Raw genomic sequence first — 22,574 nt, forward strand, 5'->3', positions numbered from 1 at the left:
GAATGCACAAAGGAGTTTTTACATTGTTTAGTTTTGAGAGGGTTATCTAAGTGAAAAGATAAACCACTCAAAGAGTTGGGGGATTAGCTCAGCTGGGAGAGCGCCTGCTTTGCACGCAGGAGGTCAGCGGTTCGATCCCGCTATTCTCCATGTACCTGAAAGGGTACAAACAGACCTTTGACAACTGAATACAATTAAGTAAAACAAACCAAAAATTTTACCGAGAAACAGAAATGTTTGAAAAAAGAGTTTTTTAATGAAAAACGAATCGCGTTTAAACTCATATTGATCATAGATTAGTATGGTAGGTTAAGTAAATAAGGGCGCACGGTGAATGCCTTGGCACTAAGAGCCGAAGAAGGACGGGACGAACACCGATATGCTTTGGGGAGCAGTAAGTACGCAATGATCCAGAGATTTCCGAATGGGGGAACCCACTACATGTAATGGTGTAGTATCCATGTGTGAATCAATAGCACATGAGAAGGTAGACGCAGGGAACTGAAACATCTCATTACCTGCAGGAAGAGAAAGAAAAATCGATTTCCTGAGTAGCGGCGAGCGAAACGGAAAGAGCCCAAACCAACGAGCATGCTTGTTGGGGTTGTAGGACTGCAACATGGGAGTTGAAAGGATAGAAGAACAACTTGGGAAAGTTGGCCAAAGAGAGTGAAAGCCTCGTAATCAAAATCTTGACAACCTCTAGCAGGATCCTGAGTACGGCGGGACACGAGAAATCCCGTCGGAATCCGCCAGGACCATCTGGCAAGGCTAAATACTCCTTAGTGACCGATAGTGAACAAGTACCGTGAGGGAAAGGTGAAAAGCACCCCGGGAGGGGAGTGAAAGAGAACCTGAAACCGTGTGCTTACAAGTAGTTAGAGCACGTTAATGTGTGATAGCGTACCTTTTGTAGAATGGACCGGCGAGTTACGATTGCGTGCGAGGTTAAGTTGAAGAGACGGAGCCGAAGCGAAAGCGAGTCTGAATAGGGCGAAATAGAGTACGTAGTCGTAGACCCGAAACCAAGTGACCTACCCATGAGCAGGTTGAAGGTGTGGTAAGACACACTGGAGGACCGAACCAGGGCACGTTGAAAAGTGCTTGGATGACTTGTGGGTAGCGGAGAAATTCCAATCGAACTTGGAGATAGCTGGTTCTCTCCGAAATAGCTTTAGGGCTAGCCTCGTTGTAAGAATATTGGAGGTAGAGCACTGTTTGGACTAGGGGCCCCTCTCGGGTTACCGAATTCAGATAAACTCCGAATGCCAAATATTTATAAACGGGAGTCAGACTGCGAGTGATAAGATCCGTAGTCGAAAGGGAAACAGCCCAGACCACCAGCTAAGGTCCCAAAGTATCAGTTAAGTGGAAAAGGATGTGGGGTTGCTTAAACAACTAGGATGTTGGCTTAGAAGCAGCCATCATTTAAAGAGTGCGTAATAGCTCACTAGTCGAGTGACCCTGCGCCGAAAATGTACCGGGGCTAAACTGAACACCGAAGCTGTGGATTTGCGTGAAGAGCGCAAGTGGTAGGAGAGCGTTCTAAGGGCGAAGAAGCTACACCGTAAGGAGTGGTGGAGCGCTTAGAAGTGAGAATGCCGGTATGAGTAGCGAAAGACGGGTGAGAATCCCGTCCACCGAATAACTAAGGTTTCCTGGGGAAGGCTCGTCCTCCCAGGGTTAGTCGGGACCTAAGGCGAGGCCGATAGGCGTAGTCGATGGATAACAGGTTGATATTCCTGTACTTGTTCGAATCGTTTGAGCGATGGAGGGACACAGGAGGTTGAAAGAGGCAACTGCTGGAATAGTTGTACTAAATCACGAGTCTGATGAAGAGTCAAATGCTTTTCATCGATAAGGATGAGTGATGATGGGGTCGTGAAATATGAAGTAACGGCTATCTTATCAATCACACTGTCAAGAAAAGCTTCTAGCAAGAGACGAACAACCCGTACCGCAAACCGACACAGGTAGTTGAGGAGAGAATCCTAAGGTGAGCGAGCGAACTCTCGTTAAGGAACTCGGCAAAATGACCCCGTAACTTCGGGAGAAGGGGTGCTGACTTCAGGTCAGCCGCAGTGAATAGGCCCAAGCGACTGTTTATCAAAAACACAGGTCTCTGCAAAATCGAAAGATGACGTATAGGGGCTGACGCCTGCCCGGTGCTGGAAGGTTAAGAGGAGAGGTTAGCGCAAGCGAAGCTTTGAATTGAAGCCCCAGTAAACGGCGGCCGTAACTATAACGGTCCTAAGGTAGCGAAATTCCTTGTCGGGTAAGTTCCGACCCGCACGAAAGGCGTAACGATTTGGGCACTGTCTCAACGAGAGGCTCGGTGAAATTATAGTACCTGTGAAGATGCAGGTTACCCGCGACAGGACGGAAAGACCCCATGGAGCTTTACTGCAGTTTGATATTGAGTGTTTGTGTAACATGTACAGGATAGGTAGGAGCCTAGGAGAGCGGGACGCCAGTTTCGCAGGAGGCGCTGGTGGGATACTACCCTTGTTACATGGCCACTCTAACCCGCACCGGTTAACCCGGTGGGAGACAGTGTCAGACGGGCAGTTTGACTGGGGCGGTCGCCTCCTAAAATGTAACGGAGGCGCCCAAAGGTTCCCTCAGAATGGTTGGAAATCATTCGAAGAGTGTAAAGGCAGAAGGGAGCTTGACTGCGAGACCAACAAGTCGAGCAGGGACGAAAGTCGGGCTTAGTGATCCGGTGGTACCGTATGGAAGGGCCATCGCTCAACGGATAAAAGCTACCCTGGGGATAACAGGCTTATCTCCCCCAAGAGTTCACATCGACGGGGAGGTTTGGCACCTCGATGTCGGCTCATCGCATCCTGGGGCTGAAGTCGGTCCCAAGGGTTGGGCTGTTCGCCCATTAAAGCGGTACGCGAGCTGGGTTCAGAACGTCGTGAGACAGTTCGGTCCCTATCCGTCGCGGGCGTAGGAAATTTGAGAGGAGCTGTCCTTAGTACGAGAGGACCGGGATGGACACACCGCTGGTGTACCAGTTGTTCTGCCAAGAGCATCGCTGGGTAGCTATGTGTGGACGGGATAAACGCTGAAAGCATCTAAGCGTGAAGCCCCCCTCAAGATGAGATTTCCCATCTGTAAGAAGAGTAAGACCCCTGAGAGACGATCAGGTAGATAGGCTAGGAGTGGAAGTGTAGTGATATATGGAGCGGACTAGTACTAATCGGTCGAGGACTTATCCAAGAAACGTGAGAAAGTGAGTAGGTTTGGTTAATAATTGTATTCAGTGGTGAGAGGTTTGAAAGAACTTTTCGAAAAAGAATAAGTGTGGTAATGATGGAAAGAAGGACACACCTGTACCCATGTCGAACACAGCAGTTAAGCTTCTTATCGCCGATGGTAGTTGGAGGGAAACTTCCCGCAAGAGTAGGACGTTGCCACGCTCATTTTTTAGGAGGTTTAGCTCAGCTGGGAGAGCATCTGCCTTACAAGCAGAGGGTCAGCGGTTCGATCCCGTTAACCTCCATGAAAACGAGTGATTAGCTCAGTTGGTAGAGCATCTGACTTTTAATCAGAGGGTCACAGGTTCGAGCCCTGTATCACTCATGCTTTTTAACAAGCAGCGGATGTGGCGGAATTGGCAGACGCACCAGATTTAGGCTCTGGCGAGTAACATCGTGGGGGTTCAAGTCCCTTCATCCGCATGAAAAAGACAGCCGGCTTAGCTCAGTTGGTAGAGCATCTGATTTGTAATCAGAGGGTCGAGGGTTCAAGTCCTTTAGCCGGCATAGCAAATGCGAAAGTAGTTCAGTGGTAGAACACCACCTTGCCAAGGTGGGGGTCGCGGGTTCGAACCCCGTCTTTCGCTTGTGTGAAGAGCACAGATGCCGGGGTGGCGGAACTGGCAGACGCACAGGACTTAAAATCCTGCGGTGGTTAACACCGTACCGGTTCGATTCCGGTCCTCGGCATTATTTTATTGGGGAAGACCTAATAGAAGGAGCACCCATAGCTCAATTGGATAGAGTACTTGACTACGAATCAAGCGGTTACAGGTTCGACTCCTGTTGGGTGCATAGCGTAAGCTTACGGGAAGTAGCTCAGCTTGGTAGAGCACTTGGTTTGGGACCAAGGGGTCGCAGGTTCGAATCCTGTCTTCCCGATAAACATATTGGAAATGGCAATCGTATTGATTGGCTTTTTTTTTATACTTTTTTATAATAGTGTTATATGTTTTCGCACGTAATCATAATAATGTAAATGGTGCAAAAGTAGAATGAGAAAGCAGGTGGTTTAATGACAACCCAATATACAGAAAGTTTGACACGTGTACTTGATATTGCCAAGCGTGTAGCGCAAGAAAATAAAAATAGTTTTATTTATTCAGAACATTTATTATATGCATTTTTAGAAGATGGAAATAATAGCGTATACGAGCTACTGTCGGCGAAATTGACAGTGAATGCAGTACGTGTGTTATTGAAATCGGACCATAAAAAAGTGAAAAATCTGACGTTTTCGAATAAAACGGAAAATATTTTTGCCAACGCTAAACGTGTTATGGAGCAAACCAATTCACAACTTTTAGGAACGGAACATGTTCTTGTAGGGATGCTTCAAGAAGATTGTGTGGCGACTAAGTTTTTAAATGACCGTGGCTTTAGTTTGGAACAACTGATTAAAGAGGTTTACCAAAGTTTAGGCTTTAAGTTGAATGATCGTAATGAATTGATTGACTTAAACGCTAAACAAATGGCTTCTACAACGCCTGTTTTAAATATGTTGGCTAAAGATTTAAACGAAGCGGTGTTAAACGGCGAAATTGGCAAAGTGATTGGCCGTAATGAAGAATTGACACGCATCATTCAAATTTTAGGTCGAAAAAATAAAAACAATCCAGTGTTAGTTGGTGAAGCGGGTGTTGGTAAAACCGTCATTGCTGATGGCTTAGCACGTATGATTGTGGAAGGTAAAGTTCCTGATTATTTGAAAAACAAGCGTGTTTTTAGCTTGGATGTTGGTACACTTGTGGCGGGAACGAAGTACCGTGGTGAGTTTGAAGAACGTATGAAGCGTTTAGTTGACGAAATATCTCAAAATAAAAACATTATTTTATTTGTTGACGAAATGCACATGTTGATTGGTGCAGGAGGGGCGGAAGGTTCTGTCGATGCGGCGAACATTTTAAAACCTGCTTTAGCCAGAGGGAGCATTCAATTGTTAGGGGCAACAACGTTCAATGAATACCAAAAACACATTGAAAAGGATGCGGCATTAGAGCGTAGATTCTCACCAGTTAGTGTGAATGAGCCATCTATTGAAGAGACGATTGCCATTTTAAAAGGTGTTATGGATGAGTATGAAGCGTTCCATCAAGTTGTTATTGATGAAGCCGTTGTTGAAACAGCCGTAAAATTATCGGCACGTTACATTAGTGATCGTAAATTGCCTGATAAAGCGTTTGATGTTTTAGATGAAGCATCTGCCATTGTTAAAAATCAGACGATTGGCAAGAAAAAACAACATAATGCGGATCACGATATATTGCAGGCATTGTTAAATGAAGATTTTAATAATGCTGCAAAAGAGTTGCGTTCTCAAAAACGTCGCTTAACCGTCAAGGATGATGCTTCTGTTGGAATGTCTTTACACCACGTCACAAAAGAAGCGGTAGAAAAAGTTGTGTCGCAATGGACGGGGATTCCGCTGACGGAGTTGAAAAAAGATGACAAAAAACGTTTGTTAGAGCTTGAAAGAGTGTTGCATGAGCGTGTTATCGGTCAAAATGAAGCGATTAATGCGGTGTCTAAAGCTATTCGTCGTTCTAAAAGTGGTGTGACGTTACAAAATCGTCCAATCGGGTCATTTATGTTTTTAGGACCAACGGGTGTTGGTAAAACGGAGTTGGCTAAGTCGTTAGCGCAAGTTTTATTTGGTTCAGACGATCATCTCATTCGTGTTGATATGTCGGAATTCATGGAAAAACATAGTGTGAGTCGTTTGGTGGGATCACCTCCGGGATACGTCGGTTTTGAAGAAGGTGGACAGCTAACGGAAAAAATTCGTAAAAATCCTTACGCCGTTGTGTTGTTTGATGAAATTGAAAAGGCGCATCCAGATACATTTAACATTTTGTTACAAGTGTTAGATGACGGATTTTTAACGGATTCTAAAGGTCGAAAAATTGATTTTAGAAATACATTAATTATTATGACGTCAAACCTTGGTGCAACAGCATTAAAAGACCAAAAAACAGTTGGATTTAATGCGAAAAGTGCTAATAATATGATGGAAAGTGTGATTCGTGCAGAGTTGAAAAAAGCGATGCGTCCGGAATTTTTAAACCGTATTGATGAAATTGTCATCTTTAAAGAATTGACGAAAAAAGAAATTGAACAAATTGTGAAATTAATGGTCAAAGAAAACTTTAAACATTTACAAGAAGAATCAATTCGTGTGGAATTATCCCCTAAAGCAATTGAGAAAATTGCAACAAAAGGGTATGACGTTGAATATGGTGCTCGTCCTATTCGTCGCGTATTGCAAAATGAAATCGAAGATAAATTAAGTGTCGAGATGTTAAAAGGAAATATTGTAAATGGCGTCACTGTTAAAATAGGTGTGCAAAAAGATAAATTTACATTTAAATTTGAAAAATAGGTTGCAGGTTAAATGGGTTGATGCCATTTGTTAGGAACTCCAAAGTCGATGTAACCGAATTAGAACCTCAAAGGATGAACTTTGGGGTTTTTTGTGTATTTTGCACTTAAAAAGGGTATACTATTATTAAGAAAGACGTGTTAAAAGGTATTGGCGAATAACTCTACTAAACTGATTTACTATAGAGTTACAAAGGTAGTGCAGAAAGGGGATTAAACGTATGAAATCGTTAGTGGAAAAAACGAAAGAGCACAAAGTGTGGTTAAGTGTATTTGCTATTTTGTTTGTTTTAGTGAGTGGTATCATCGTATGGCTAAATCAACCAAATCAAGTAATTGCAAAAAAAGAGATAATGACAACCACTACGCAAAGCACGACAAAACAAACAACAAACGCAGTAGTGAGCGAATTGGAAAGCAAGCTATCTAATGAAGTGACGGCTGAAACAAATGTTGCGGAATTAGAAGAAAAATTATCTCAAGTGACAGATGAAAAAGCGCGAAATGACTTATCACAAAGAATCAATGTGTTAAAGGAACAAGTGGCTGTTAAGGTTGAAGAAAAGAAACAATCTGAAACGCAAGCACAACCAACAGTCCAAAACACAGCACAGAAATCAGTTGTTGCAGATGAACAACCAGCACCAAAACCACAACCAACTGATACACCATCTCCTGCTTCAAAATCAACACAACAACCTGTACAAGCGCAAAGACCAGTTGTGACAACACAAAAGGTAGTTACCACAACACAACAAACCACTCAAAAACCATACCGTGTTACACCATTAGGCAATAGTGGTATGGAATTTAAAACAGAAGAAGAAGCATTTAATTGGGCATGGCAGAAGTATTTGAAAGAACCTAAACCATATTTTACTTTTGCTTTATTTGATTCCGATGGAGATGTTTATGGTTATTCTGTTGAGTGGCGTGAATAATTATAAGTAATTTGTTATAAAACGAAAGTTTTCGTCTATGTTATAGATGAAAGCTTTTTTATTTTGTATTGAAAAAAGGAGAAAAGAGATGAAGTATTTAAAACTATTGTTTATAGCATTGTTAAGTGTTTTCATGTATCGTGGCTTAACCGCTCAAATGACAGTTGATGCTGCAACAGTTGGGCAACTGACAAGAGGCACATCACAATATTCGGGACGTATGGAATTTCGTTACCCAACAGCGACACAAAATACATATGAAGACTACATGATTTTAATGATCAACGGGGAACCCGTTTTCTGTTTAGACCCGAGAACGTTTGCGTACGAGGGGCAATATGTTGGAGAAGAAATTAGGGACGGTGAACGTATTACCAATCGAACGACGCTTGATAAACAATTACAAGATAAATTAATGCTTGTGACGTATTTTGGGTATAAACAAAATCCAAATCATAAGAACTATCACTATACACAAGCGTTAGTGTGGGAAAGTATCAACTATAGAGCGCAGTCATTTACGGGTGGTTTATCCATGGGTGAATATCAAGTATGGAAAGCAAATGTAATGGCAAAAGTGAACGGATATAAAAATGTTGTTTCGTTTAATAATCAATCTGCAACGTTAAAAGTGGGAGAAAGTGTAACGTTTGTAGATAGCTACAATGTGCTACAAAATTTAAATGTACCAGCTCAACAAAACGGATATACATTTTTGAAAAACGGTAATCAATTGACGGTTACGGCAACAGCTAACGCAGTTGATGGAAAAGTCGGATTTAAACAGCCATTTAACAATTTAATTCACGGAGCGTCCATTGTTTTTCGTAAACCAAATAGTCAAACTGTTGCATCATTTAAAATAAAAGACCCACAATCTGGTGCATTAAATTTAACAACCATCAAAAAAGGGATTATTGAGTTGTACAAAACATCAGCGTCAAACGGTAAAGCCATTGAGGGTGTTGAGTTTACGCTTTACGATAAAGCAACCAATAAAGCCCTTGCAACAAAAACAACAAACGGTGATGGGTGGTTAGCGTTTTTAGATTTAGATCCAGATAAAACGTATGTTGTAAAAGAAACAAAAACCAAACAAGGTTATTATTTAAACGCACAAGCACAAGAACACCGTTTAAAACCTGCTGAAAAATTCCGTATGGATTTTAAAAATGAACCTGTTCCAACGGTAACGTCTAATGCAACAACAGAAAAAGGCGAAAAGGTAGGACTTGCTTTTGAAAAACATAAAGAAGTTGTCACATCACGTGATTTAGTTATCGGAAACACTTATAAATTAGTCTCTAGTCAATACAACGTGGCGACAAAAACACCATTAGCAACTCAAGAAAAAACGTTTAAAGCCAACAACACAACCGAAGTACATACATTTATTTATGACGTTGATGAAAACTTTATAGGGGACGTGGTGTATGGTGCAGAGTTATTTAAAAATAATCAACGTTTAGTCAACCATACGGATTATAATAATAAAGCTCAAACGGTTAGAGTGGTTAAACCAAACGTCACGACACAAGCAACAACCGTCAGTGGCGGTAAAGTCGGCTATGCTTATGATGACCATAAAGAAGTGGCAACCATGACGAATTTAATTGTTGGTAGAACGTATGAAGTCGTGGCAACGCAATACGATGAAAATGGTAAAGTATACGCTACACAAAAACGTGAATTTACGGCAAAAAACACAACACATGTCGAAACATTTATTTTTAAAGTACCAGTAAGCTTTGTTGGTAACATTGTTTACGGAGAAGATTTATATCATGAAAAACGTAAAATAGTGACACACTTTGATTTAACGAATAAAAATCAAACTGTTACAGTGATTGAGCCAAAAGTGAGTACACAAGCAACAACCGTCAGCGGTGGTAAAGTCGGTTATGACTATGATGACCATAAAGAAGTAGCGACAATGACGAATTTAATTGTTGGTAGAACGTATGAAGTTGTGGCAACACAATATGATGAAAATGGCAAAGTATACGCTACACAAACACGTGAATTTACGGCAAAAGATACAACGCATACAGAAGAATTTACGTTTACTGTTCCAGTAAGTTTTGTTGGTAACATTGTTTACGGAGAAGATTTATATCACGAAAAACGTAAAATAGCGACACACTTTGATTTGATGAACAAAAATCAAACTGTAAAAGTCAATGAGCCGATGATTAAAACAATGGCTAAAGTCGGGGATGGTTTTGTATTAACCGTTGGCGATAAAGTTGTTGTAACAGACACCTTAACATATAGTGATTTTAAAGATGAAGATGTGTTGATTAAAACATGGATTGTCAAACATGGAACTGATGAAAGAGTCAGTGATGTGTACGAGCATATCGTTCGTTTAAACGGTAATGGTGAAGTAACCGTTACATTAGACCAATTTGATACAAGTAAATTACCAGCTGGTAAATACACGTTAATGGAAGAAGTGTACGAGGTAAAAGACGGTAAAGGCACAGAACAATTGATTTCAAAACATACAGACAACAAAGATGAAAAACAATCATTTGTGGTAACACCTAAACAATTGCCACACACAGGCATGTCAACGCACGCAAATTATTTTGTTGGAGTCGTGTTTATTGTTATCTCGCTGTTATTGAAATTGATGACATTTCCCGCTATTCGTGAATAGATTTTTTCAGTGAGATACGTTTGATTTGTGCTATAATAGGCGTTAAGAAAAGGAGCGAACATATGGCACAAGACAAAAATTATTTTAAAGTATTACTAGAACAAACAAAATTAAATGCTAACCCAGTGTTTAATCGCTACGAAGATAGTGCGCAAGTCACTAAAATTGTTGTCGACGCACAAACTAAAACGTGGCATATGTATATCCATTTTGAAGAATTAGTAACATATGAATGGTTTGTAACATTTAATCAAGCTGTGCAACATGCCTTTGAATCGATTGCGACAGTTATTTTACATATTAGTGCAGAGCGTGTAGATGTCACACAAGAGATGATTCGTGACTATTGGGGATATGTCGTTGATCAAAGTGAAGTATCTAATGGATTGAGTCAGGCGTTGCGTCATCAAGATTTAACTTGGATTGATGGTGTTGTACAAATTGTTGTGCATACACTCTATTCACAAGAGTTAATTATCGATAAATATTTGCCGATAATCAAGCAACAATATGAAACGCTAGGTTTTGGCGAGTTGTCTTTTGCGGTCATATTAGATGAAGAAGAATCCGTAAAAAAACAGCAAGCATTTATTGAACGTCAACAAGCAGAGATGGAACAATTAGCCCACATCGCAAAAATTCAGTTGCAACAACAGGAAGAAGAAAAGAATAAAGCAAAAGAAACACCGGAAGACCTTCAATTAAAAGAAGGTGTTTTGATGGGGCGTCCAATTAATCGCAAGGAACCAATCATGCAAATGAAAGATGTTACGGAAGAGAATCCGGCAGTTCTATTTCAAGGGTATATTTTTGCTTCAGAAGATAAAACATTAAGTAATAAACGTAGTGTCTTTACTGTTAAATTTACCGATTATACAAGTTCGTTTGTGATGAAGTTGTTTTCACGAAATGAAAAAGACGCCAAGTTGTATAAAACGCATTTAATAGAAGGAAATTGGATTAAAGTACGCGGTAGTGTACAAGAAGATCGCTTTTTAAAAGATATTATTGTTGTTCCACGTGATATTAATGTCGTGAATGTACGACCTAGACTAGATTTAGCGCAAGACCATAAAAAACGTGTTGAGTTACATTTGCACACGACGATGAGTCAAATGGATGCAACAAATAGCGTTGGTGATTATGTTGCGCAAGCAGCAAAATGGGGACATACAGCAATTGCCGTAACGGATCACGCGGGATTACAAGCGTTTCCCGATGCACATGCAGCAGGTAAAAAACACGATATCAAAATTTTATACGGTGTAGAGGCAAACGTTATAGATGATGCTGTTGAAGTGGCGTACAATGCGCAACACGTTGATTTAAACCAAGCCACTTACGTTGTTTTTGACGTTGAAACAACGGGGTTGTCAGCCATTTACGATTCCATTATCGAATTAGCGGCCGTAAAAATGTACAAAGGGAATGTTATTGATACCTTTGAAGCCTTTATTAACCCTTATCGACCATTAACGGCGACCATCATTTCGTTAACGGGTATTACCGACGCGATTTTACGCGAACAAGGTCAAGATGAACGTGTTGTCATGGAGTCGTTTAAAGCATTTACAAAAGATTGCATTTTAGTAGCACATAATGCATCGTTTGATATGGGCTTTTTAAATACCACTTATAGAAGGCTAGGCATTGAAGAAGCAACCAACCCTGTCATTGACACGCTAGAATTATCTCGTGTATTGCACCCCGAATTAAAATCGCATCGTTTAAATACGCTGGCAAAAAAATATGGCGTACATTTAGAACAACATCACCGTGCGGTATTTGACTCAGAAACAACCGGGCATTTATTGTTTGCGTTTTTAAAAGAAGCCGCAAGTGAACATAATTGGCATTACCACGATGATTTGAATAAAGATTTAGGTAGACAAGACGCGTATAAACGTTCACGTCCGTTCCACGTCACCATTTTAGCGAAAAACCAAGCCGGTTTAAAATCGTTATTTAAACTCGTATCACATAGTAATGTGGATTACTTCTATCGTGTGCCACGTATTCCGCGTTCGCTACTGATAGAACATCGTGAAAATTTATTGTTAGGTAGTGCATGTAGTGAAGGTGAAGTGTTTGAAGCCATCATGCAAAAAGGGTATGACGAAGCAAAAGAAAAAGCGAAGTTTTACGATTACATTGAAGTCATGCCTAAAGAAGCGTATAGTCATTTGATTGCCGATGAACGCATTCGCTCTGAAAAAGAATTAGAAGAAATTATTACTAACCTTATCCAAATTGGAAAAGAGTTGGATAAGAAAGTCGTTGCAACGGGGAATGTGCATTATTTAAACCCTAGGGATCATATTTATCGTGAAATTTTAATCTCAACTTTGAAAATCAACGCTAACCGTCACTTGAATTTTCCTCAAGTGCATTTTAGAACGACCGATGAAATGGTTCGTGCATTTGATTTTTTACCAAGTGAAGTAGTAGATGATATTGTATGGAAAAATCCACAAGCCATTGCGGAATCTATTGAAAAAGTTGTTCCGGTTAAAAGTGATTTATACACGCCTAAAATAGAAGGTGCAGAAGATGAAATTACCCAACTTAGCTACGGACAAGCTAAAAAACTGTATGGAGATCCGCTACCAGACATTGTAGAAAAACGATTAGAAAAAGAATTAAAAAGTATCATTGGTAATGGGTTTTCCGTTATTTATTTAATTTCTCAAAAATTAGTACATAAAAGTATGTCAGACGGTTATTTAGTTGGTTCGCGTGGGTCGGTCGGCTCTAGTTTTGTGGCAACAATGACGGGAATTACTGAAGTAAACCCGCTAGCGCCCCATTATCGCTGTCCAAATTGTCAGTATTGTGAGTTCTTTGAACAAGGTGAATATGGATCGGGGTATGATTTACCGGATAAAATGTGTCCAAAATGTGAAACAATGTTAGATCGTGACGGTCAAGATATCCCGTTTGAAACGTTTTTAGGGTTTTATGGAGATAAGGTTCCCGATATCGATTTAAATTTCTCAGGTGAATACCAAGCAAAAGCGCACGCCTACACAAAAGAATTGTTTGGTGCCGATTACGTATATCGTGCGGGGACAATTGGAACGGTAGCCGATAAAACAGCGTTTGGGTATGTTAAAGCGTATGAAAGAGAAAAAAATAAAAACTTTAACAGTGCAGAAATTGAACGTTTGGCTATTGGAGCAAGTGGTGTCAAACGAACAACAGGGCAACACCCTGGAGGGATTATCGTTATTCCAAATTATATGGACGTCTATGACTTTACGCCGATTCAGTATCCTGCCGATGCGCAAGATGCCGAATGGAAAACTACCCATTTTGATTTCCACTCCATCCATGATAATGTGTTGAAGTTGGATATTTTAGGGCATGATGATCCGACCGTTATTCGTATGTTACAAGATTTATCCGGTCGTGATCCTAAAACCATTCCACCAACAGATCCCGATGTGATGAAAATTTTCCAAGGGACAGAAGTGTTAGGCGTTACACCTGAACAAATTGATAGTAAGACAGGTACGCTAGGTATCCCAGAGTTTGGAACACGTTTTGTGCGTGGTATGTTAGAAGCAACAAAACCAAGTACCTTTTCAGAGTTGCTACAAATTTCTGGGTTATCACATGGTACAGATGTCTATTTAGGTAATGCAGAAGAACTGATTAAAAAAGGGATAGTACCATTGTCTAAAGTTATCGGGTGTCGTGATGATATTATGGTTTATTTAATCCATGCTGGACTAGAAGAAGGTATTGCGTTCAACATTATGGAAAGTGTGCGTAAAGGAAAAGGAATTTCTGACGAGTATCAAGCCATTATGCGTGAAAACAATGTACCAGAGTGGTATATCGAATCATGTCTAAAAATTAAATACATGTTTCCGAAAGCTCATGCGACAGCGTATGTGTTAATGGCGTTACGTGTTGCGTATTATAAAGTTCATGAGCCGTTGTTATATTATTGTGTGTATTTTTCTGTTCGTGCCGATGTTTTCGATTTGGTGGCAATGGTACAAGGAAAAGAAATGGTTAAAGCGCGTATGCGAGAAATTAATGAAAAAGGATTAGACGCTACCGCTAAAGAACAAAACTTGTTGACGGTTCTTGAAATTGCCAACGAAATGCTGGAACGTGGATTTACATTTAAAATGGTAGATATTAATCGTTCGCACGCCACAAACTTTGTGATTGATGGCGATAGTTTGATTGCACCATTTAGAGCTGTTCCGGGGTTGGGTGATAACGTAGCACAACAAATTGTTAAAGCACGTGAAGAAGCGGTGTTTTTATCGCAAGAAGATTTATCAAAACGCGGTAAAGTGTCTAAAACGATAATGGACTACTTTATTGAAAATGGTGTGTTGGATAATTTACCAGAATCAAATCAATTATCGTTGTTTGATTTTTAAAAAGTAAGCTGTATTTGATAGGCACCACAATTAACCAAATGGTTGTGATGCAACGCAGCAATAGTCTATCTACACCGTTTTTAGTAGAGATGTAGGTAGAGTGATTTACAAATAAAGGGTGCGTCTATTGCGCCCTTTACTATTTTAGGAGAAAAAGTGTTAAAGAAATTATTTAAAGAAACGTTTTTATTAAGTGCGGTCACAATGGGTGGTGGCTATGTTATCGTTTCAATCATGCAAAAAAAGTTCGTACAAGAATATGGTTGGTTAGAAGAAGAGGAAATGCTAGATTTAGTCGCCATTGCACAATCTGCACCTGGAGCGGTTGTCATTAATACGTCGATTGCAGTAGGGTATCGTCTTGCTGGTGTCGTTGGAGCTATTGTCGCAATGTTGGGAACGGTTCTACCGCCAATGCTCATCCTAATGGGAACGTTCCTTGTTTATGACAGTATAAAAGATAATGATACCATCCGTTTGTTTATGCAAGGGATGCAAATAGGGGCAACCGCTCTTGTGATTGATGTTGTATTAACCATGTTAAGAGGATTATACGCTAAACGTTCTGTTGTGGATTGGCTGATTTTTGCCGGTGCAGCGATAATGGTTATTTTTTATCATGTGAACGTTCTGATGGTAGTTCTAAGTAGCATTGTGTTTGGAACGTTACTAAAACTCATTGAAAAGAGGGTGGTAAAATGATTCTTTTCCAGTTGTTTTTAGCCTTTTTTCAAATCGGATTAGTCGGTTTTGGCGGAGGGTACGCCATTTTAGCCTATTTACAAGACGTCATTGTACATCAAAACGCATGGTTAAACATGACAGGCTATACCGATTTGCTCACGCTCTCGCAAATGACGCCCGGGCCGGTATCCATTAACGCAGCGACCTTTGTTGGTATGAAAATGTCGGGGGTTATCGGTGCTGTTGTTGCAACGTTTTCGTTTGTTGCGCCAACATTCATCATTACGCTCACATTAGCGATGATTTATTACAAATATAAAAACTTATCATCTGCACAGCTAGTGCTCAATGCCATACGCCCTGCAATGATTGCCTTAATTGCGTCGGTGGGCTATGATTTGGTGGTTTTATTGATTGATGGACAAGTCGTTTTTAAAGTTACATTGTTACTACTTGGTATTGTAGCGGTACGAAAATATAAAGTGAATCCAATAGTGATGATGTTATCACTAGGGTTCATTAATGTAGTGGTTAATCTATTGATATGACACAATATGTAGTGGTTGCAAAACACCACAAAAAAAGTTTAAAAAACATTGAAAAACGCTTGATAAATAAGCGTTTTTTGTGTATACTATCAAAAGTGCCGTAATCAAAAGGGGTTATTATGCCCAAATGGCACCCCCTCTATTAAAAATTAGAGGGTTAGTGATGATACGAGAGGTTGCGACACACCCGGACGCTTTGCCTAGTCAGGTGCGTCGGAAATTTTCGTGGAGCTAGTCTAAATGAGAAACATTTGACGAAGGAGGTAAAAAAATGGCAAACCAAAAAATTCGTATCCGTTTAAAAGCGTATGAACATCGTGCGTTAGATCAATCAGCGGAGAAAATTGTAGAAACAGCAAAAAGAACAGGTGCTCAAGTAGCAGGACCAATTCCATTGCCTACAGAAAGAAACTTATATACAGTGATTCGTGCGACTCACAAATATAAAGATTCTCGTGAGCAGTTCGAAATGCGTACTCACAAACGTTTAATTGACATTGTGAACCCAACGCAAAAAACAGTTGACGCACTAACAAAATTAGAGTTGCCAAGTGGCGTTGACATCGAAATTAAATTATAAAATAAATTAACAGGAGGTGTACCATGGCCAAAGGAATCTTAGGAAGAAAAGTAGGGATGACTCAATTCTTTACTGAAAGTGGTGAATTAGTACCGGTAACAGTTGTAGAAGCAACACCAAACGTTGTATTGCAATTAAAAACAATCGAAAACGATGGTTACGAAGCTGTTCAATTCGGTTACCAAGACAAACGTGAAGTATTGACAAACAAACCTGAAAAAGGTCATGTAGCAAAAGTAAATGCTACTCCTAAGCGCTTCATTCGCGAATTTAGAAATGTTGAGCTAGGAGAATACGAATTAGGACAAGAAGTTAAAGTGGATGTTTTCCAAGCTGGAGATATCGTAGACGTAACAGGAACATCTAAAGGGAAAGGTTTCCAAGGTGTTATCAAACGTCACGGACAACATCGCGGACCAATGGCTCACGGTTCACGTTACCACCGTCGTCCAGGATCAATGGGTGGGGCGTCATTCCCATCACGTGTATTCAAAGGTAAAAACTTACCAGGACAAACTGGTGGCGACCGTATTACTATTCAAAACTTAGAAATCGTTAAAGTTGATGTAGAAAACAACGTTATCTTAATTAAAGGTAATGTTCCAGGTTCTAAAAAATCATTAGTAGAAATCCGTACTGCTCGTAAAGCAGGACAGAATTAATTTGGGAAGGAGGAAATGATCAATGGCAAAGGTTACATTATTTAAACAAGATGGTTCATCGTTAGGTGAAATCGAATTAAACGATGCAGTGTTTGGTATCGAACCAAATGAAAGTGTAGTGTTTGATGCAGTTATCATGCAACGCGCTTCATTACGTCAAGGTACACACGCTGTGAAAAACCGTAGCGCAGTTAGCGGTGGCGGACGCAAACCATGGAGACAAAAAGGAACTGGACGTGCTCGTCAAGGTTCTACACGTTCACCACAATGGGTTGGCGGTGGAGTGGTCTTCGGTCCAACACCTCGCTCATATAGCTACAGATTAAACAAAAAAGTTCGTCGTTTAGCTATCAAATCAGTTCTTTCATCCAAAGTGGCTGAAGGTAACTTATTAGTAGTTGATGCATTAAACTTTAGTGCACCAAAAACAAAAGAATTTGCACAAGTATTGAAAAACTTGAACGTAACATCAAAAGTATTAGTTGTTGTTGAAAACTCAAACGACTTTGCAGCTTTATCTGCACGTAACGTTCCAAACGTAACAGTTGTATCTGAAAACAACGTTAGCGTTTTAGATGTGTTCTCAAACACTAAAGTGTTATTCACTCAAAGTGCTCTTTCAACAGTAGAGGAGGCTCTTAAATAATGAACGCTCGTGATATTATTAAACGTCCAGTAATTACAGAAGCATCTGTAGCTGCGATGGAAGACAAAAAATATACATTCGAAGTAGATGTTCGTGCTAACAAAACACAAGTTAGACAAGCAATCGAAGAAATCTTTGGCGTAACTGTAAAACAAGTAAACATTATGAATGTACGTGGTAAATTCAAACGCGTTGGTAAATTTTCTGGTTATACAAAAAAACGTCGTAAAGCAATCGTTGCTTTAACACAAGATTCAAAAGATATTGAAATTTTTTCAAATAATGACTAATTTGAATATTTGATCTAGAAAGAAAATCATTAGGAGGAAACAGTCGTGGCGTTAAAAAAATATAACCCTACAACAAACGGCCGTCGTAATATGACAGGTTATGATTTTGCTGAGATTACAAAATCTACTCCAGAAAAATCATTGTTAGAACCAATCAAAAAGACAGCCGGACGTAACAACCAAGGTAAAATTACTGTACGTCATAACGGTGGTGGTCACAAACGTGCTTACCGTGTTATTGACTTCAAACGTACAAAAGATGACGTAGCAGCAGTGATTAAAGCTGTTGAGTACGATCCAAACCGTTCAGCAAATATCGCTTTAGTGCAATATGCAGACGGTGTGAAAACATACATCATTGCACCAAAAGGAATTGAAGTTGGTCAAAAAATTGAATCAGGTCCAAATGCGGATATTAAAGTTGGTAACGCGTTACCATTAGCAAATATCCCTGTTGGTACTTTAGTTCACAACATTGAAACTAAACCAGGTAAAGGCGGACAATTGATTCGTTCAGCTGGTACAAGCGCACAAGTGTTGGGTCAAGAAGGTAAATACACATTGATCCGTTTAAACTCAGGTGAAGTACGTATGATCTTATCAACTTGCCGTGCAACAGTCGGTACAGTAGGTAACGAGCAACACGAATTAGTAAACATTGGTAAAGCTGGTCGTACACGCTGGTTAGGTAAACGCCCTACAGTACGTGGTTCTGTAATGAACCCTAACGATCACCCACACGGTGGTGGTGAAGGACGTGCTCCAATCGGACGTAAATCACCAATGACACCATGGGGTAAACCTGCATTAGGTTTAAAAACACGTAAGAAAAAAGCGCGTAGCAATAAATTAATCGTACGTGGACGTAAAAAATAGTAATTAACACATTGAAATGATAAGAAAATCATCAGAAGGGAGGCTTCACTGTGAGTCGTAGTCTTAAAAAAGGGCCATTCGTTGATGCCCATTTAATGAAAAAAGTTGAAGCTGCAGCTGCAAGCGACAAAAAACAAGTTGTTAAAACTTGGTCACGTCGTTCTACAATCTTCCCAAATTTTGTTGGACAAACAATCGCTGTATACGATGGTAGAAAACATGTTCCAGTATACGTACAAGAAGATATGGTAGGGCACAAATTAGGTGAGTTTGCACCAACAAGAACATACCGTGGTCATGCTGCGGATGATAAAAAATCTAAAAAACGTTAATTTTATAGGAGGTAAATAAAATGTCAGAAATTACATCGGCAAAAGCAGTTGCTAAAACAGTTCGCATTGCACCTCGTAAAGTTCGTTTAGTAGTGGATTTAATTAGAGGCAAAAAGATTGGCGAAGCAATCTCAATCTTAAAATTTACACAACGCTCAGCATCTCCAGTTGTTGAGAAAGTGTTAATGTCAGCTGTTGCAAATGCAGAACACAATTTTGATTTAGATATTGAAAACTTGGTAGTAAGTGAAGCTTTTGTAAACGAAGGACCAACAATGAAACGTTTCCGTCCACGTGCAAAAGGATCAGCTTCTCCAATTAATAAACGTACAAGCCACATTACAATCGTGGTTTCAGAGAATAAGGAGGGATAGTCTGTGGGTCAAAAAGTACATCCAATTGGAATGCGTGTCGGAATCATCCGTGATTGGGATGCTAAATGGTACGCTGAAAAAGACTATGCAGAGTTCTTACATGAAGATTTAAAAATCCGCAAGTATATTTTAACACGCTTAAAAGATGCTGCGATTTCAACAATCGAAACAGAACGTAAAGCAAACAACGTAGTAACAGTTTCTATCCATACTGCAAAACCAGGTTTAGTAATCGGTAAAGGCGGTTCAGAAGTAGAAAACTTACGTAAACAATTAAGAAGTTTAACAGGTCGTAACGTAAACATTAACATCGTTGAAATTAAAAAACCTGATTTAGACGCAAAATTAGTTGCAGAAGGAATTGCACGTCAATTAGAAAACCGTGTAGCTTTCCGTCGTGCACAAAAACAAGCGATCCAACGCACAATGAAATCTGGTGCTAAAGGAATTAAAACAATGGTTTCAGGTCGTTTAAACGGTGCTGATATGGCCCGTACTGAAAGCTATTCAGAAGGAACTGTTCCATTGCATACTTTACGTGCAGATATTGATTATGCATGGGAAGAAGCGTTAACAACATATGGTAAATTAGGTGTTAAAGTATGGATTTACCGTGGCGAAGTATTGCCAGCAAAGAAAAAAACTGAGAAAGGAGAAAATTAATCATGTTAGTACCAAAACGTGTAAAATTCCGTCGTGAATTCAGAGGAAAAATGCGTGGTGAAGCTAAAGGTGGTAAAGAAGTAGTTTTCGGTGAATTTGGTTTACAAGCAACTGAATCACACTGGATTACAAACCGCCAAATCGAATCAGCGCGTATTGCTATGACTCGTTATATGAAACGTGGTGGGAAAGTATGGATTAAAATTTTCCCTCATAAATCTTATACATCAAAACCTATCGGAGTACGTATGGGTTCTGGTAAAGGGGCGCCTGAAGGATGGGTTGCACCAGTTAAACGTGGTAAAGTGATGTTCGAAGTTGCTGGGGTTTCAGAAGAAATCGCACGTGAAGCGTTCCGCTTAGCTTCTCACAAATTACCTGTAAAAACTAAATTTGTAAAACGTACAGAAAGTGGTGAATCGAATGAAAATTAATGAATTAAACGGTCTGTCCACTGCTGAATTAGTTGCTAAAGAAAAAGAATTCAAAGAAGAATTATTCAATCTTCGATTCCAATTAGCTACTGGCCAATTAGAAAATACTGCGCGCTTAAAAGAAGTACGTAAAACAATTGCACGTATTAAGACAGTAGTGCGTCAACAAGAATTACAAAAATAGTAGATCAGCAAAGGAGGACATAAAAGATGACTGTAGAACGTAATCAACGTAAAGTTTATCAAGGTCGTGTTGTTTCAGATAAAATGGACAAAACAATTACAGTAGTTGTTGAAACATACAAAACACACCCAACATATGGTAAACGTGTTAAATATTCTAAAAAATTCAAAGCTCATGATGAAAACAACTCAGCAAAAATGGGCGACATCGTGAAAATTATGGAAACTCGTCCACTTTCTGCTACAAAACATTTTCGTTTATTAGAAATTGTTGAGGAATCCATTATTATTTAATTTTTAACTTTGAAAATTGACTAACCATTCGAAAAGGAGGAGACCGAAATGATTCAAACAGAATCTCGTTTAAAAGTAGCTGATAACTCAGGTGCACGTGAAGTGTTAACTATTCGAGTTTTAGGTGGTTCAAACCGTAAAACTGCAAACATTGGTGATGTGATTGTAGCAACTGTTAAACAAGCAACACCAGGTGGAGTTGTTAAAAAAGGTGACGTTGTTAAAGCTGTTATCGTTCGTACAAAATCAGGTGCTCGTCGTAAAGACGGTTCATACATCAAATTTGATGAAAATGCTTGTGTTATTATTAAAGATGACAAGAGCCCACGTGGTACACGTATTTTCGGGCCAGTTGCACGTGAATTACGTGATAACAACTACATGAAAATTGTATCATTAGCACCAGAAGTTATTTAATCAATCAAATAAATCATTTAAACAGTCAACAAACGAAGGAGGTGCAACGTTACATGCACGTAAAAACTGGTGATAAAGTAAAAGTTTTAGCTGGTAAAGATAAAGGCAAAGAAGGCGTAATTACGAAAGCTTTTCCTAAAAAAGATCGCGTTATTGTTGAAGGTGTGAATATTGTTAAAAAACATACTAAACCATCAAATACAAATCCAAACGGTGGAATCGTTGAAAAGGAAGCTCCAATTCACGTTTCTAACGTAATGTTGATCGACCCATCTACAAATCAACCAACTCGTGTTGGCTACAAAGTTGTAGACGGTAAGAAAGTACGCGTTTCTAAAAAGACAGGCGAAACAATTTAATAATCCTAAGGAAGGAGGATAACTCAAATAATGAGTAGATTGAAAGAAAAATACGTTAATGAAGTAGTGCCTTCATTAGTAGAAAAATTCAACTATACATCTGTAATGCAAGCACCAAAAATTGATAAAATCGTTATCAATATGGGTGTTGGTGATGCAGTATCAAATGCTAAAAATTTAGAAAAAGCTGTAGATGAATTAACAGCAATTTCAGGTCAAAAACCTGTAGTAACTAAAGCTAAAAAATCAATCGCGGGATTCCGTTTACGTGAAGGTATGCCAATCGGTGCAAAAGTAACTTTACGTGGAGACCGTATGTACGATTTCTTAGACAAATTAGTTACTGTATCATTACCACGTGTACGTGACTTCCGTGGAGTAAGCAAAAAAGCTTTCGATGGTCGTGGAAACTACACATTAGGTATTAAAGAACAATTAATCTTCCCTGAGGTTGAATACGATAAAGTAGATAAAGTACGTGGTATGGATATCGTTATCGTTACAACTGCTAAATCAGACGAAGAATCAAGAGAATTATTAACACAATTAGGAATGCCATTCCAAAAATAATTATAGGAGGCGAATGAA

20 protein-coding genes, 9 tRNA genes and 2 rRNA genes are annotated in these 22,574 nt (G+C 39.5%); all 31 read left to right on the forward strand.

What is annotated here, in order from left to right:
* The first annotated feature begins 77 nt into the window (after positions 1 to 77).
* The 31 genes from J7S27_00095 (at position 78) to rplE (ending at position 22,556) form a co-directional block, all read left to right on the forward strand.
* Positions 78 to 150, forward strand: a tRNA-Ala gene (locus J7S27_00095).
* A 157-nt stretch (positions 151 to 307) separates the two neighbouring features.
* Positions 308 to 3,225 (forward strand): 23S ribosomal RNA (locus tag J7S27_00100).
* An 83-nt stretch (positions 3,226 to 3,308) separates the two neighbouring features.
* A 5S ribosomal RNA gene (rrf, locus tag J7S27_00105) occupies positions 3,309 to 3,425 on the forward strand.
* 10 nt (positions 3,426 to 3,435) lie between these two features.
* Positions 3,436 to 3,508, forward strand: a tRNA-Val gene (locus tag J7S27_00110).
* 7 nt (positions 3,509 to 3,515) lie between these two features.
* A tRNA-Lys gene (locus tag J7S27_00115) sits at positions 3,516 to 3,588 on the forward strand.
* A gap of 16 nt (positions 3,589 to 3,604) precedes the next feature.
* Positions 3,605 to 3,686: transfer RNA gene (locus tag J7S27_00120), tRNA-Leu, on the forward strand.
* 11 nt (positions 3,687 to 3,697) lie between these two features.
* A tRNA-Thr gene (locus J7S27_00125) sits at positions 3,698 to 3,770 on the forward strand.
* Between the two features lie 8 nt (positions 3,771 to 3,778).
* Positions 3,779 to 3,850: transfer RNA gene (locus tag J7S27_00130), tRNA-Gly, on the forward strand.
* An 18-nt stretch (positions 3,851 to 3,868) separates the two neighbouring features.
* Positions 3,869 to 3,953, forward strand: a tRNA-Leu gene (locus tag J7S27_00135).
* A 31-nt stretch (positions 3,954 to 3,984) separates the two neighbouring features.
* Positions 3,985 to 4,058 (forward strand) — tRNA-Arg (locus J7S27_00140).
* A gap of 13 nt (positions 4,059 to 4,071) precedes the next feature.
* Positions 4,072 to 4,145: transfer RNA gene (locus tag J7S27_00145), tRNA-Pro, on the forward strand.
* Between the two features lie 133 nt (positions 4,146 to 4,278).
* The gene (locus tag J7S27_00150) at positions 4,279 to 6,642 is read left to right on the forward strand and encodes an ATP-dependent Clp protease ATP-binding subunit (protein ID QTU82971.1); all 2,364 of its coding nucleotides are present in this window, start codon (positions 4,279 to 4,281) and stop codon (positions 6,640 to 6,642) included.
* A gap of 220 nt (positions 6,643 to 6,862) precedes the next feature.
* On the forward strand, positions 6,863 to 7,582 hold the full coding sequence (locus J7S27_00155; GenBank protein QTU82972.1) for a hypothetical protein: 720 nt from the start codon (positions 6,863 to 6,865) through the stop codon (positions 7,580 to 7,582).
* Positions 7,583 to 7,670: 88 nt separating this feature from the next.
* Entirely contained in the window at positions 7,671 to 10,244 is a 2,574-nt protein-coding gene (locus J7S27_00160) for a Cys-Gln thioester bond-forming surface protein (GenBank protein QTU82973.1), read from the forward strand.
* Positions 10,245 to 10,306: 62 nt separating this feature from the next.
* Positions 10,307 to 14,644 carry a PolC-type DNA polymerase III gene (locus tag J7S27_00165; GenBank protein QTU82974.1) on the forward strand — a complete coding sequence of 1,446 codons (4,338 nt, stop codon included), beginning with the start codon at positions 10,307 to 10,309 and terminating at the stop codon, positions 14,642 to 14,644.
* A 156-nt stretch (positions 14,645 to 14,800) separates the two neighbouring features.
* Positions 14,801 to 15,346: a chromate transporter gene (locus J7S27_00170; protein ID QTU82975.1), complete on the forward strand. Its 546-nt coding sequence runs from the start codon at positions 14,801 to 14,803 to the stop codon at positions 15,344 to 15,346.
* A complete protein-coding gene (locus tag J7S27_00175; GenBank protein ID QTU82976.1) occupies positions 15,343 to 15,876 on the forward strand; it encodes a chromate transporter in 534 nt (177 codons plus the stop codon). Before J7S27_00170 ends, J7S27_00175 begins: the two co-directional genes overlap by 4 nt.
* Positions 15,877 to 16,147: 271 nt before the next feature.
* Complete coding sequence (gene rpsJ / locus J7S27_00180) at positions 16,148 to 16,456, forward strand: 30S ribosomal protein S10 (protein QTU82977.1); 309 nt, start codon at positions 16,148 to 16,150, stop codon at positions 16,454 to 16,456.
* 23 nt (positions 16,457 to 16,479) lie between these two features.
* Positions 16,480 to 17,118, forward strand: a complete 639-nt coding sequence (rplC, locus tag J7S27_00185; GenBank protein QTU82978.1) for a 50S ribosomal protein L3 — start codon at positions 16,480 to 16,482, stop codon at positions 17,116 to 17,118.
* Positions 17,119 to 17,140: 22 nt separating this feature from the next.
* Positions 17,141 to 17,764, forward strand: coding sequence for a 50S ribosomal protein L4 (rplD, locus tag J7S27_00190; GenBank protein ID QTU82979.1), 624 nt, complete (start codon positions 17,141 to 17,143; stop codon positions 17,762 to 17,764).
* Entirely contained in the window at positions 17,764 to 18,054 is a 291-nt protein-coding gene (gene rplW, locus J7S27_00195; GenBank protein ID QTU82980.1) for a 50S ribosomal protein L23, read from the forward strand. Before rplD ends, rplW begins: the two co-directional genes overlap by 1 nt.
* Positions 18,055 to 18,099: 45 nt before the next feature.
* Complete coding sequence (gene rplB / locus J7S27_00200) at positions 18,100 to 18,930, forward strand: 50S ribosomal protein L2 (protein QTU82981.1); 831 nt, start codon at positions 18,100 to 18,102, stop codon at positions 18,928 to 18,930.
* Positions 18,931 to 18,980: 50 nt separating this feature from the next.
* Positions 18,981 to 19,262: a 30S ribosomal protein S19 gene (gene rpsS / locus J7S27_00205; GenBank protein QTU82982.1), complete on the forward strand. Its 282-nt coding sequence runs from the start codon at positions 18,981 to 18,983 to the stop codon at positions 19,260 to 19,262.
* 20 nt (positions 19,263 to 19,282) lie between these two features.
* Positions 19,283 to 19,636 carry a 50S ribosomal protein L22 gene (gene rplV / locus J7S27_00210; protein ID QTU82983.1) on the forward strand — a complete coding sequence of 118 codons (354 nt, stop codon included), beginning with the start codon at positions 19,283 to 19,285 and terminating at the stop codon, positions 19,634 to 19,636.
* Positions 19,637 to 19,639: 3 nt separating this feature from the next.
* Entirely contained in the window at positions 19,640 to 20,299 is a 660-nt protein-coding gene (rpsC, locus tag J7S27_00215) for a 30S ribosomal protein S3 (protein QTU82984.1), read from the forward strand.
* 2 nt (positions 20,300 to 20,301) lie between these two features.
* Positions 20,302 to 20,733 (forward strand): 50S ribosomal protein L16, encoded by a 432-nt coding sequence (gene rplP, locus J7S27_00220; GenBank protein ID QTU82985.1) that lies wholly within the window; start codon positions 20,302 to 20,304, stop codon positions 20,731 to 20,733.
* Complete coding sequence (gene rpmC / locus J7S27_00225) at positions 20,723 to 20,917, forward strand: 50S ribosomal protein L29 (GenBank protein ID QTU82986.1); 195 nt, start codon at positions 20,723 to 20,725, stop codon at positions 20,915 to 20,917. Before rplP ends, rpmC begins: the two co-directional genes overlap by 11 nt.
* 26 nt (positions 20,918 to 20,943) lie before the next feature.
* Positions 20,944 to 21,210 (forward strand): 30S ribosomal protein S17, encoded by a 267-nt coding sequence (gene rpsQ / locus J7S27_00230; protein QTU82987.1) that lies wholly within the window; start codon positions 20,944 to 20,946, stop codon positions 21,208 to 21,210.
* A gap of 48 nt (positions 21,211 to 21,258) precedes the next feature.
* Positions 21,259 to 21,627, forward strand: a complete 369-nt coding sequence (gene rplN, locus J7S27_00235; GenBank protein ID QTU82988.1) for a 50S ribosomal protein L14 — start codon at positions 21,259 to 21,261, stop codon at positions 21,625 to 21,627.
* Between the two features lie 53 nt (positions 21,628 to 21,680).
* A complete protein-coding gene (gene rplX, locus J7S27_00240) occupies positions 21,681 to 21,986 on the forward strand; it encodes a 50S ribosomal protein L24 (GenBank protein ID QTU82989.1) in 306 nt (101 codons plus the stop codon).
* Between the two features lie 30 nt (positions 21,987 to 22,016).
* Positions 22,017 to 22,556, forward strand: coding sequence for a 50S ribosomal protein L5 (gene rplE / locus J7S27_00245; protein QTU82990.1), 540 nt, complete (start codon positions 22,017 to 22,019; stop codon positions 22,554 to 22,556).
* Positions 22,557 to 22,574: the final 18 nt, after the last annotated feature.

The organism is Carnobacteriaceae bacterium zg-C25 (genome assembly GCA_017945845.1).
In the GTDB taxonomy this organism is placed as follows: Bacteria; Bacillota; Bacilli; order Lactobacillales; family Aerococcaceae; genus WM01.